This is a genomic window from Pseudomonas sp. ok272 (assembly GCF_900109995.1).
GTDB lineage: Bacteria > Pseudomonadota > Gammaproteobacteria > Pseudomonadales > Pseudomonadaceae > Aquipseudomonas.
Window position 1 is genome coordinate 66,501 of sequence record NZ_FOCB01000011.1, and the last position, 12,186, is coordinate 78,686.

At 57.7% G+C, this 12,186-nt stretch carries 14 protein-coding genes; 6 read left to right on the forward strand and 8 right to left on the reverse strand.

Features of this window, described 5'->3' with window-relative positions:
* Positions 1–78: 78 nt before the first annotated feature.
* Entirely contained in the window at positions 79–1,101 is a 1,023-nt protein-coding gene (locus BMW74_RS16540; protein ID WP_093423464.1) for a DNA-binding protein, read from the forward strand.
* Here the strand turns inward: BMW74_RS16540 and gorA are convergent.
* From gorA to galU, 4 genes are all read right to left on the reverse strand, one after another.
* Complete coding sequence (gene gorA, locus BMW74_RS16545) at positions 1,098–2,456, reverse strand: glutathione-disulfide reductase (RefSeq protein ID WP_093423469.1); 1,359 nt, start codon at positions 2,454–2,456, stop codon at positions 1,098–1,100. The two genes, BMW74_RS16540 and gorA, sit on opposite strands and share 4 nt — an antisense overlap.
* 106 nt (positions 2,457–2,562) lie before the next feature.
* A complete protein-coding gene (locus tag BMW74_RS16550) occupies positions 2,563–4,092 on the reverse strand; it encodes an MFS transporter (protein ID WP_093423472.1) in 1,530 nt (509 codons plus the stop codon).
* Between the two features lie 44 nt (positions 4,093–4,136).
* Entirely contained in the window at positions 4,137–5,309 is a 1,173-nt protein-coding gene (locus BMW74_RS16555; RefSeq protein WP_256562583.1) for an NAD(P)/FAD-dependent oxidoreductase, read from the reverse strand.
* 514 nt (positions 5,310–5,823) lie between these two features.
* Positions 5,824–6,663: a UTP--glucose-1-phosphate uridylyltransferase GalU gene (gene galU, locus BMW74_RS16560; protein ID WP_093423477.1), complete on the reverse strand. Its 840-nt coding sequence runs from the start codon at positions 6,661–6,663 to the stop codon at positions 5,824–5,826.
* A gap of 238 nt (positions 6,664–6,901) precedes the next feature.
* Here galU and BMW74_RS16565 point away from each other — a divergent pair, with 238 nt between their 5' ends.
* Positions 6,902–7,090, forward strand: a complete 189-nt coding sequence (locus BMW74_RS16565; protein ID WP_093423481.1) for a hypothetical protein — start codon at positions 6,902–6,904, stop codon at positions 7,088–7,090.
* A 71-nt stretch (positions 7,091–7,161) separates the two neighbouring features.
* On the opposite strand, the gene BMW74_RS16570 is transcribed toward BMW74_RS16565, so the two are convergent.
* The 4 genes from BMW74_RS16570 to BMW74_RS16585 all read right to left on the reverse strand — a co-directional run bounded on the left by BMW74_RS16570 (position 7,162) and on the right by BMW74_RS16585 (position 9,566).
* Entirely contained in the window at positions 7,162–7,392 is a 231-nt protein-coding gene (locus tag BMW74_RS16570) for a hypothetical protein (protein ID WP_093423485.1), read from the reverse strand.
* A 65-nt stretch (positions 7,393–7,457) separates the two neighbouring features.
* Positions 7,458–8,378 (reverse strand): c-type cytochrome, encoded by a 921-nt coding sequence (locus BMW74_RS16575; RefSeq protein WP_093423490.1) that lies wholly within the window; start codon positions 8,376–8,378, stop codon positions 7,458–7,460.
* Positions 8,375–9,022: a c-type cytochrome gene (locus BMW74_RS16580; RefSeq protein ID WP_371911762.1), complete on the reverse strand. Its 648-nt coding sequence runs from the start codon at positions 9,020–9,022 to the stop codon at positions 8,375–8,377. The genes BMW74_RS16575 and BMW74_RS16580 overlap by 4 nt, the downstream gene beginning before the upstream one ends.
* Positions 9,023–9,215: 193 nt before the next feature.
* On the reverse strand, positions 9,216–9,566 hold the full coding sequence (locus BMW74_RS16585; RefSeq protein WP_093423493.1) for a hypothetical protein: 351 nt from the start codon (positions 9,564–9,566) through the stop codon (positions 9,216–9,218).
* 194 nt (positions 9,567–9,760) lie between these two features.
* On the opposite strand from BMW74_RS16585, the gene BMW74_RS16590 reads away from it, so the two are divergent.
* From BMW74_RS16590 to ada, 4 genes are all read left to right on the forward strand, one after another.
* Positions 9,761–10,063: a DUF1883 domain-containing protein gene (locus tag BMW74_RS16590; protein ID WP_093423496.1), complete on the forward strand. Its 303-nt coding sequence runs from the start codon at positions 9,761–9,763 to the stop codon at positions 10,061–10,063.
* 30 nt (positions 10,064–10,093) lie between these two features.
* The gene (locus BMW74_RS25250; protein ID WP_093423499.1) at positions 10,094–10,264 is read left to right on the forward strand and encodes a hypothetical protein; all 171 of its coding nucleotides are present in this window, start codon (positions 10,094–10,096) and stop codon (positions 10,262–10,264) included.
* 5 nt (positions 10,265–10,269) lie between these two features.
* On the forward strand, positions 10,270–10,947 hold the full coding sequence (gene alkB, locus BMW74_RS16600) for a DNA oxidative demethylase AlkB (protein ID WP_093423503.1): 678 nt from the start codon (positions 10,270–10,272) through the stop codon (positions 10,945–10,947).
* A gap of 84 nt (positions 10,948–11,031) precedes the next feature.
* Positions 11,032–12,093, forward strand: a complete 1,062-nt coding sequence (gene ada / locus BMW74_RS16605; RefSeq protein WP_093423508.1) for a bifunctional DNA-binding transcriptional regulator/O6-methylguanine-DNA methyltransferase Ada — start codon at positions 11,032–11,034, stop codon at positions 12,091–12,093.
* The last annotated feature ends 93 nt before the right edge of the window (positions 12,094–12,186 follow it).

The window sequence follows — 12,186 nt, forward strand, 5'->3', positions numbered from 1 at the left end:
ATCTCAACATTCTAGATTGGCATGGTACAGTGGCGATATACGTTGTACGTACCACATTACGAAATCGTAGGAGAGAACATGGCCCGGGGCGGTATAAATAAGGCGGTGGTGCAAGCCGCACGCTTGGCAATCATTGCGCGCGGCGAACACCCCAGCATTGATGCGGTACGGATCGAGATGGGCAATACCGGCTCGAAAACCACCATCCACCGCTACCTCAAGGAGCTGGATGACGGCCGGGGCAACCCTTCAGATGAACCCGCCGAGCCGATCGACGGTGAGTTGCTGGAGCTGGTGACGCGCCTGGCACAACGCCTCAAGGCACAGGCGCAAGAACCTATTGATCAGGCCCAGGCGGCGTTCGATCAGGCGCGCACGGCGCTGGAGGCACAACTGAGCGAGGCCCAGCAGGTTCAAGCCCAGCTCGGGCAACAGTTGGACGCGCAAGGTCAGGCCCTGGCCAACGAATCCGCGGCCCTGCACAGCACTCGCGCCGCCCTGCAAGGCGAACAGACTCGCAATGCCGGGCTGAGTGAGGCGCTGAGTGGTTTCGAGTTGCGTTTGAATGACAAGGATGAGCAGATCCGCTCACTGGAAGAAAAACACCTGCACGCCCGCGACGCGCTGGAGCACTACCGCAACGCGATCAAGGAACAGCGCGAGCAGGAGCAACGCCGCCATGAAGGCCAGGTGCAGCAGATTCAGATGGAGTTGCGCCAGGCCCAGCAAAGCGCGCTGGTGCGCCAGGACGAGATCACCCAGCTCAACCGCGACAACGAACGCCTGCTGACCGAGAACCGCGGTACGCTGCGTGAGCTAAACCTGTTGCAGGATCAGCTCAAGCAAAGCGAGAAGCGCGAGGAGCAGGCTAACCAACGCATGCGCCAGGCGGACGCCGAGTTTACCCTGCTCCAGGAGCGCTTGCGCGTTGCCGTGCTGGAGGGCTCGACGCTCAAGCAAGACGTCGCCCAACAGCAGCAACTCAACAAAGAATTGGAGCTGAAGGCGACGACTGCCCAGGCCAGCCTGCACGCGCTGCTGCTGGCGACCGCCAGCAAGGCACCGCCAGAAGCAGGGTCAGAGGAGACGGCGGACGATTAACCCGCCACCGGCGTGCGCATGGTGACGAACTCTTCGGCGGCGGTAGGATGCACGCCGATGGTTTCGTCGAAGTCGCGCTTGGTGGCGCCGGCCTTGAGGGCGATTGCCAACCCCTGGACGATCTCCCCCGCCTCCGGGCCAACCATGTGGCAACCCAGGACCTTGTCGGTCTTGGCGTCGACCACCAGCTTCATCAGCGTGCGCTCCTGACACTCGGTCAGGGTCAGCTTCATCGGCCGGAAGCGGCTTTCGAAGACCTGCACCTCATACCCTTCCTCACGGGCCTGCTCTTCTGTCAGGCCCACGGTGCCGATGTTCGGCAGGCTGAACACCGCCGTCGGGATCATCCGGTAGTCCACCTGGCGGTACTGCTCGGGCTTGAACAACCGGCGCGCAACCGCCATGCCTTCGGCCAATGCCACGGGCGTCAACTGCACACGGCCAATGACATCGCCAATCGCCAGGATGGAGGGCTCGGTGGTCTGATACAGCTCGTCGACCTCGACGAAGCCTTTCTTGTCGAGCTTGACCCGGGTGTTCTCCAGGCCCAGGTTGTCCAGCATCGGACGACGCCCAGTGGCGTAGAACACGCAATCGGCCTGCAACTGACGACCATCCTTGAGGGTCACGTTCAAGCTGCCATCGGCCTGCTTCTCGATGCGCTCGATATCGGCATTGAATTGCAGGTGCATCCCACGCTTAGTCAGCTCCTCCTGCAAATGCTTGCGCACCGCACCGTCGAAGCCACGCAGGAACAGATCGCCACGATACAGCAAGGTGGTTTCAGCCCCCAGACCGTGGAAGATCCCGGCGAATTCGACGGCGATGTAGCCACCCCCCACCACCAACACGCGCTTGGGCAGCTCCTTGAGGAAAAACGCTTCGTTAGAGCTGATGGCGTGCTCGTGTCCCGGGATCTGCGGGATCAGTGGCCAGCCGCCAACCGCCACCAGAATGCGCTCGGCGCTATAGCGCTGGCCGTTCACTTCCACCGCGTGCGGATCGACCAGCTTCGCGTGCCCTTCATGCAAGGTCACGCCACTGTTGACCAGCAGATTGCGGTAGATGCCATTGAGGCGGTTGATCTCGCGATCCTTGTTGGCGATCAGCGTCGCCCAATCGAATTTCGCCTCACCCAGCGACCAACCAAAGCCCGCGGACTGCTCGAAGTCTTCGGCAAAGTGCGCGCCATAGACCAGCAATTTTTTCGGCACGCAGCCGACGTTCACACAGGTCCCGCCCAGGTAGCGGCTTTCCGCTACCGCCACTTTCGCACCATAACCGGCCGCGAAGCGTGCCGCTCGTACACCGCCGGAACCGGCGCCAATCACATACAGGTCAAAATCGTAGGCCATTTCAATCTCCTCGGCAGGTCAACAGCATACCTGCGGACGGCCGCTGAGCAAGCATTGTGCTGAAATGCTCGGACCGTGCGATGCGCGGCCCAATCTTCGTTTTCGATCAATACCCCTCTGCAGATTGCGTTTTCGATGTCCGCAGAGTGCGCCAAGCAATCAAAATCGCCATGAGTGCCAAGCCGAACGTCACCCACGAAACCAAACCGATTCCACCTTCGAATGCCCTTCCCGCCTGCGCCATCAACTCCCTTGCTTGATCACCCGACAAGTCTGCCGCCACATGATAGGCGCCAGACAGCGTCTCACTCGCCAGCATCATCTGCACTTCGCTCAGGAACCCCGGAAGCTGCAATGCACCGCGATAGTAGGCGGTAACGACACCACCGAGCACTGTCGTCCCCAAAACTACACCCACTTCATAGGCCGTTTCGCTAATGGCCGACGCGGCGCCCGCCTTTGCCGGTGGTGCGGCTGACAAAATCACATCATTGGACACCGTCGCGATCGCGCCCACGCCAATGTTTAGCAAGGCAAAAGCCACCACTAGAACGGTCAGGCTACTGCCCATGCTGCCGACCAGCAAAAACGCCGCTCCAGCAAACGCAATCAAAATCGGTATCAGCACATGCACCTGTAATCGCCGTGCGACAGGCACGACCGCCATCCCCACTACAATTGCCATGACCTGACCAGGAATCAACGCGAGGCTAGCACTCAAGGGCGACATCTGAAGAACGATCTGCAGGAACTGAGTGGTAAAGAATACGAAGCCGACGAGAAACGCGAGACTCATCAAATTGATCGCGACAGAGCCGCTAAAGGTGCCACTGCGGAACAGACTCAGGTCCATCAGCGGCACTGGCAGACGTAACTGTCGACACACAAACATCCAGCCCGCAACTGCGCCTACTGCAAATACTGTCAGTACCATCCAGTCGAAACCATTACTGGCACTGTGTTTAATGCCATAAACAATGGCACCAAGAGCTACCATCGATTGCAGGATGCTTATCGGATCCAACGGTCCTGAAGCATCTCGCTCGGATTCGGGCAACAACAGTGGCCCCAATACCAGCAGTGGCACCAACACGGGCACCGCCAACAGGAAAATCGACCCCCAACTGAAGAATTCCAGCAACACCCCGCCCACCAAAGGACCGAGTGCCGAGCCGACCGTCAACGTCGTTGCCCATATCGCGACTGCTAGTCTTCGCTCTTCTCGGTCCTCGAACACCGAACGTATCAACGCCAGCGTTGAGGGCATCAGCATTGCACCGAAAACGCCCATACAAGCTCGCCCGGCAATCAGTTGCGTGGCGGTATCGGAATACGCGGTTAGCACCGACACAATCGCAAAACCCAAGGACCCGATCAGCAATAACTTACGATGACCGACCCGATCTCCCAGACTGCCCATCGACACCAGCAACCCCGCCAATACCAGCGAATAAGCATCGATCATCCACAGTTGCTGGCTAGCACTCGGACGCAGGGCCTCGGCAATTTTTGGTAACGCGAATCCAAGCACCGTATTGTCAACTGTCACCAGCAATACAGGCAGCACCAGCACGCTTAGGCGTAACCAACGCTTTGATCTCGCTCCGCGGTGTGTCGCCTCACTTGTTAATGCCATCGGCAAAACTCCTACTGCACACAAAAAAATTCACGGAACATTTTTCATTGCACCCGTGAAACCTTTCCTACGCGCTTCCTTGACGAGGATTTAATCAGTTCAGCTATATACCGCGCCAACAATGGTGATTGGTGCAGACCATCTCGGTAGGTACCTGTTGCGAGCCAAAGACCTTCGATGCAGCACTCGCCAATCAATGGGAAACCACCTGCTGGAATTGGTCTGTTGCCAACTTGTATGGAAATTATTTCAGCGCCATGAAGGTCTAGGTTCAATTGATCAACAGCACAATCAAGCAAAAACTGAACATCTGATATGAGAGCCTGTTGCTTTGGCCGCTCCGAAATAATGTTAGTTGCCCCCAGATACAACACCCCATCCCCACGAGGGACACAGTGTAAGCCACATGCAAAGGCACGATTTGGCGTCCGTATGACCGAACTCGGCAAATCAACACCTTCTGGCATCTTTATGAGAATGGAGACGCCATAACCACTGAACAGCGGTGGAATTCTCTTTACGAGTTCATCGAAATCACTGAGCAAATCCAGAGATTGGACGCCTGCGGCAACCACAACCTTCCTTGCCCAGAGAATCTCCCCACTGCACAACTCGACACCCGTTGCTACCCCACCCTCAGCCAACACTCGTTTAGCATTCTCATTTTTCAGAGTGCCGCCTTCGGTGACAAATGCAGCATCCAGTTTCTCCAGTAAAAGATGCGAGTTCACTGAATGTTCGTTTGGTATGTACAACCCCCGCAGAGGGCGAACCAGATGGTTGGGCTTAAGCCACTCCATCTTGCGTGGATCAACAACTTCGAACGGCTCACCATACTCACGAAGGGTACTCTCGATGGTGTCGTAGTTTACGCTGTCCACCTCATCCATGCCGGCGGTATTGAGCAGCACATGGGTCCCAATAGCGGTAAATAACGAACTAGAATCACCTGAAGAAATTGCCAAACGCTCCGCCCAACTTGACCACAGGTGTTGGGCTTGTCGGTCCATATCTAGTTTTAATCGACCATAATCACTCGAAAGTAGACCGCTTGTTACTTCCCCGAAACATCCATTCATCGCCCCCGCAGCTTTTGACGCTGCATTTGTGCGATCAGTCTCACCTATGCGGCATACGTTTAAACCTCGCGTTGATAGCTCATATGCAATTGAGCCACCAACTGCTCCTGCACCCACGACAATAACGTCGAATTCCATGTACACCTCGAACCGTCACCAGCAACGGAGAAATAAATTACTAACCAGGAAACAATTTATTTCTAAGACTTCGTCACATCGCAATTCAATACGCAAATTATTTCATACTATGTCCACGTTACAAAAAGACATACATACGCGCAAAATGTAGGAATAAGCCTTCAGACAATAGGAGACAAGAATTAAAAAACACCATGAATGAGATTAAAATATTACTAGCACTAACCCTTAGTTCATGCAGACGCACTCACTCAGCAAAACAAATAACCTACTGGGCGCCCTCCTTACAAAAGAAATCCAGCCATGAATAACGGACAACACTAATTTTTGGCCTGGATAACTTCAAACTAGTGAGGTATTCGCCTCGCGCGATGGGCGACATCAATATTTGAAAGGCTTTTTCTTTCGACGCGCAAAAGCAAACGCCCCGAACAAGTCGGGGCGCTTTATTAGTTCTCACCTATGTTTTACACAGTGTGAGTTTATCTTTTCAGTACAAGCAACTAAGGTGCTATCAGTACGCCTTACCCGTCTTGTAGAAGTGCTCGAAGCAGAAGTTGGTCGCCTCGATGTAGCCTTCGGCACCACCGCAGTCGAAACGTGTGCCCTTGAACTTGTAGGCGATGACACAACCATCCTGCGCCTGCTTCATCAGGGCGTCAGTGATCTGAATCTCGCCACCTTTACCCGGCTCGGTTTGCTCGATCAGGCTGAAAATGTCCGGGGTCATGATGTAGCGACCGATGATCGCCAGGTTCGACGGTGCATCTTCCGGCTTTGGCTTCTCGACCATGTTACGCACGCGGTACAGGTCGTCGCCGATCAGGTCACCAGCGATCACGCCGTACTTGCTGGTTTCCTGCGGGTCGACTTCCATGATTGCAACGATGGTGCAACGGTACTGCTTGTACAGCTTGACCATCTGCTTGAGCACGCCGTCACCTTCGAGGTTGACGCACAAGTCATCCGCCAGGACCACGGCGAACGGTTCGTCACCGATCAACGGACGGCCCGTCAGGATGGCGTGACCCAGGCCTTTCATCTCGGTCTGACGCGTGTAGGAGAACGAGCACTCGTCGAGCAGGCGACGGATACCGACCAGGTACTTCTCTTTGTCGGTGCCCTTGATTTGGTTTTCCAGCTCGTAGCTGATATCGAAGTGATCTTCCAAGGCGCGCTTGCCGCGACCGGTAACGATCGAGATTTCATTCAAGCCAGCGTCCAGTGCCTCTTCAACGCCGTACTGAATCAGTGGCTTGTTCACCACTGGCAGCATTTCTTTAGGCATGGCCTTAGTCGCTGGCAGGAAGCGAGTACCGTAACCGGCTGCTGGGAACAAGCATTTCTTGATCATAAAAGTCCTTGAAAAGGCTGTGTGTACGAGTTTCGGCGCAGTCTAATCAGGCCGCGAGCACCTTACAATGCCCTGCACTGGCTAACCGATGCCATCATAGAGAAATAATCACTCGGATAGTTCCACGCGGGCGTGGATATCATCTGCGACATAAAGGTCATTAATGTAGACCACCGAGCACAACAAGGCACTTTTGCGGCTATCATTGCGCAATTGAACCAGCCAACGAGGCAGATAGATGTCGGCAGCAAAGAGCGTGAACGGGTACCTGATCACTAAGGCCAAAGACGGTCAATGGTGGGTCGACAGCAACGGCGGTGAACACATTGCCGGGCCTTTCCCTACCGAAGCGTTGGCCATCGAGGTCGCGTCGGTCTTGCAAGACACCCCACCGGCGCCCAAGCGTCGCGGTGCCAAGCCCGAGTAACAGAGCCTGCATCAAGAACGCCCTGCCCGCGCGCGGGGCTTTTTTGTGCCTGTCGATCGCCAAGCGTCGCCTTACATATGAATTTCGGCGAACTTGATCCCCAGGCCACGCACGGTCTCGATCAAGTCATCCAGCCGGCTGAAGGATTCAACCTCATCGTTTTCATCCACCAGGAAAAAGCTGCGTCCCGCGCTTTTCTTGAAGAATACAATCCACTCCCCGCTGTTCGCCGGATTTTGAATCACATGGGTCGCAGAGATATGTCCCTCTGCATGCCGCTCTCTGACTGTTTCGCGTTTCATTGACCACCCCAGAAATAACAATGCCGCTCAAACAAGCGGCATTGTGTCTATCGATGGACGGTAGTTTAGCGGATACCTTGCCCAATCAGCACGCCATTGACCTTTTGCCCATACAGGTTGACGCCGTCGTTGGCATGGAACTTCACCCGGGTTTTCTCGATGGAACCATCGACCAGGCGCGGATCCTGCGGGCGTTCATGACTGTTGACGAACGCCGCCACGTCCCAGGCTTGCTGGTCGCTCAGGGTCTGTGGCTTGCCCAGGGGCATGTTGTGCTGGATGAAGGACGCCGCCGTATTGATACGGTGCATGCCCGCCCCCCAGTTGTAAGAGTCCTTGCCCCACAGCGGTGGCATTACGTAGTCCTGCCCCACCTTCTGGCCCTGTCCGGTGTCGCCGTGGCATACCGCACATTGTTCCTTGTAGACCTGGGCGCCCTGGGCGATGTCATAACCCTTGGCCGGCTTCGCCACCTCGGGATAGCCACGCCCTGGAATCTCGACACCCACCGGTGCCTTGGTCGCCAGCCAATACGAATAGGCCGACAACGCACTGATCACCGGGCCATCGGCCGGCGGCGGCTTGCCGTTCATGCTGAACTCGAAGCAACCCTGCAAGCGTTCGGCAAAGGTGTTGACCTTGTCGTTTTTCTTGCGGTACGCCGGGTACATCGGATAGGCGCCCCACAACGGCGCAGAGTTGGGCAAACGCCCCTGATCCAGGTGGCAGTTGCTGCATTTGAGGCCGTTACCGACAAACTCCGGTGCCTGGCGCGGGGTGTCGACAAACACGTTGTAGCCTTGGCGGACCAACTTGCCAAAGGCGTTGTCCGGCAACTCACTTTCGGCCGGCGGCTGGAAATACGTGACAGCCCCAGCAACGGCCGGGACTTTCAGCTCGGACTGATCGTCCATGACGACCTGGGCGGCGAACACGTCAAGGCTCAGCAAGGCAAGCGCCAGTGGCGCAACAGAAAAGGACTTCATGGCTTGGCCTCCTGGCTACCCAGCGTTGCAAAATAGTCGGCGACAGCTTTGATCTCATCGGGGGTCAGGGATTTGGCAATGTGTCCCATCAGGTCGTTGGGATCGTTATGCCGAGTACCATCGCGCCAGGCGTTCAGCTGCGCAACCAGGTAACTGGCCGGCTGCGCCGCCAGTGGTGGAAAAGCTGTTCCAACTCCCACGCCACCTGGACCATGGCACATCACGCACTCAGGAATATGACGATCCCAGGCGCCACGCACCGCCAGGGTCTCTCCCACATTCTTGGGCACATCCGTGCGACCGACGGCAGGTGTCTTGGGGGCAGGCATGGCCGCCAACATATCGGTAACCGCTTTTATCTCATCATCGGTCAAGGCCTTGGCCAGCGGTTGCATCACCGGGCTAACCCGAGAACCACTTCTGAAGTCCGCCAGTTGCTTGCTCAGATACCCTGCCGGCAACCCGGCCAGCCGAGGAAAACCTGCGGCAGGCATCCCCATGCCGTCCGCGCCATGGCAGGCAAAACATGCAGTGGCGCCAGGCTCAGCGCCACCTTGGGTGAATATTTTTTGGCCATCAGCGGCATAGGCACCGCTGACTGCCGCGAGCATCAAACTGCTCAGCACAATCGAATTGAACACCATCACGGTCTCCTGCTTTCTAGTTATAAGCTTAGAGCTACAGCGCATAAGCCCATAAAGATTAGGTTATTGCTCCGTCTATCACAATGGCTCCACGCCACCAGAGGAATAAACCTTGGAACAAAAAAGCCCGGCCATACCCTGAAACAGCATTGGAACCGGGCTTTCCCGTGAGCATCGATGAGTGCCAATCAGTCTAGCCGGAGATGCACGCATTCGCCGCGTCACCGATATCGCTAGGCCGGATGGGTACATTGGACATGGATTCATGCAGCTTGATGCTGCTCCCGCTGGAACGCTCTTCGATGTCAAACACCGCAGCCGGCGCTGAGGACAACTTTCCGGGAACAATCACTTGCACGCCGTCCTTGTGCGGCAGCATTTGCAACACCCCACGGCTCTTGGCCAGTTTTTCGGCCACACAATTGGCGTATGCCAAGGGTTTTTTCCCTGAAATCACATTCATGGTGGGCAAGGTCTGGTTGATGTCAGAGACCGTTGCACAACCACTCATCACCAATGCCAGCAACAAAACGCCCCGCTTCATACAATTCCTCCAGTAAAGACCCTCCGACAGCGCCAATGCTGATTTTCTCCGAAGTGAAACGTTTTATCGCGCAAATAATCACCGATAACTGTTTTTAATTGTCAAAGCACAACTCACTGGCCCGCCACTCTCGCGTTGGGGCTGATAAACTGCGCGTCGATTTGATTGTAGAAAAGCCCTTCTGGAGGCGCCCCTTGAAATTTATCCACCAGCGCGAGCACCTCAACGAAGATGACATCGTCGTCATTCAATGCTCCCAAACCTGCAACATCCGCCTGATGAGCGACGCCAACTTCCGCAGCTTCAAAAATGGTGGCCGCCACTCCTACCACGGCGGCGCGTTCGACACCTTCCCGGCCAGAATCACCGCGCCAAGCACCGGATTCTGGAACATCACGATCGACACGGTCACTAGCCGCGCGATCAGCGTGACCCGCAAACCCACGCTCACCCACTCGATCAAGATCATCCGTCGTTCCAGCTCGAAACTTAGCTGACACCGGCCCGAACCATAGACAGGTACGCCCGTGACTCAAACCACCAAGTACGTCATCAAGTATAAGCTCAACGGCGAACGCCGCTTCGAGTTCGCCCAACTGACCAAGGGTACCGAGGATGAAGCCAGCGCCGCGCTCGCCGCCATCCATGGCGACAGCAGCGATGTCATCAGTGACATCAGCGTGAGCAAGGCGCTCTGACACCATTGGTCCAGCCTGAAACACCCCCAGTCACCCTCGACCTGTTTGCCGATGACCACCCGCAACCGCCCAGCCGCGAGCGAATCGGCGAACAGTCCTACCTCCTGCGCGGCTTTGCCCTGCCTTGGGTGGAGCGCCTGCTCCCGGCCCTGAAACACACCCTGCTGGCCGCGCCGTTTCGTCACATGATCACGCCCGGGGGGTTCACCCTGTCCGCGGGCCTGAGCAGCTGCGGCACGTTGGGCTGGACCAGCGACCGCGCTGGCTACCGCTACACCCGGCTCGACCCGCTCACCGGCCAGCCCTGGCCGGGGATGCCCGAGGTGTTCCGCGAACTGGCCGAGGCGGCAGCGGGTGAAGCTGGCTTCAGCGGCTTTGCACCAGACGCCTGCCTGATCAACTGCTATGTGCCCGGAGCAAAGATGTCTCTGCATCAGGACAAGAACGAGCGGTCCTACGAGCACCCCATCGTGTCAGTGTCCCTGGGGCTACCGGCGATGTTCCTGTTCGGCGGCCATGAACGCGGCGATAAGCGCCAGCGCGTGCCGTTGCTTCACGGTGACATCGTGGTGTGGGGCGGCGTAGACCGCCTGCGCTACCACGGGGTTCTGCCCCTCAAGCACGGGCAGCATCGGCAACTGGGTGCCCAGCGGATCAACCTCACATTCCGTACCGCCGGCTGACGCTCGAATTTGACCGCAAGCGCCGGAGTGCCGTCCCTCGTTACACTGTCTAGGCTGACCTGAACCCTCAACCGGTGACCCGCGATGCCCTTGAACAAACACCCCACTGAACTGGATCCGCGCTGGTCCGCCGTGCTCAGCCGCGACCCGAGTGCCGATGGCCAGTTTGTCTACGGGGTAAAAACCACCGGGATCTACTGCCGCCCCAGCAGCCTGGCACGCCTGCCCAAGCCACAGAACGTGGTGTTTTTCGACACGGAAGAGCAGGCCCGGGCCGCGGGCTTTCGCGCCAGCAAGCGGGCGGCGGCGGACCAGACCCAGATGGCCGGTCAACACGCGGCCATGGTCGCCGCTGCCTGCCGACAGATCGAGACCACCGAGCCCCCGCCCAGCCTGAAGGCGCTGGCACACAGCGCAGGCCTGAGCCCGTTTCACTTTCATCGGGTGTTCAAGGCGGTGACGGGCCTGACGCCCAAGGGCTACGCCACGGCCCAGCGCTCGCGCCGGGTGCGCGAGCGACTGGAAGTCGCGCACTCGGTGACCGACGCCCTGTATGACGCCGGTTTCAACTCCAACAGTCGATTCTACGAGTCCGCCGACCAGTTACTGGGGATGAAACCCAGTGACTACCGAGCCGCCGGCCAGAACACCGACATCCGCTTCGCCGTCGGCCAATGCTCGCTGGGGGCGATTGTGGTGGCGCAAAGCCAACGCGGCGTGTGCGCGATTCTGCTGGGTGACGACCCGCAGGTGCTGGTCCGCGAACTCCAGGACAAATTTCGCCAGGCCAACCTGATTGGCGCCGACCATGCCTTTGAACAACTGATCGCCAAAGTGGTGGGGTTCATCGAGGCCCCGGCGCTTGGCCTGGACTTGCCACTGGATGTGCGCGGCACCGCCTTCCAGGAGCGCGTGTGGATGGCGCTGCGCGACATTGCGCCAGGCAGCACTGCCAGTTACGCCGAGATTGCCCAGCGTATCGGCGCACCCAAGGCGTTCCGGGCCGTGGCCCAGGCGTGCGGTGCGAACTGCCTGGCGGTGGCGATCCCCTGCCATCGCGTGGTGCGCAGCGACGGCGACGTGTCGGGCTATCGCTGGGGCGTGGAGCGCAAGCGCGAGCTGCTGGCGCGGGAAGCCCAACCTTAGTTAAGCGACTGCAACTCACCCGGTGTGTGACGCCTTTGTAACGACCGCGTGAAAAAGCATTCACATCGAGGCTACGCCCGTGCAGTAGATTGA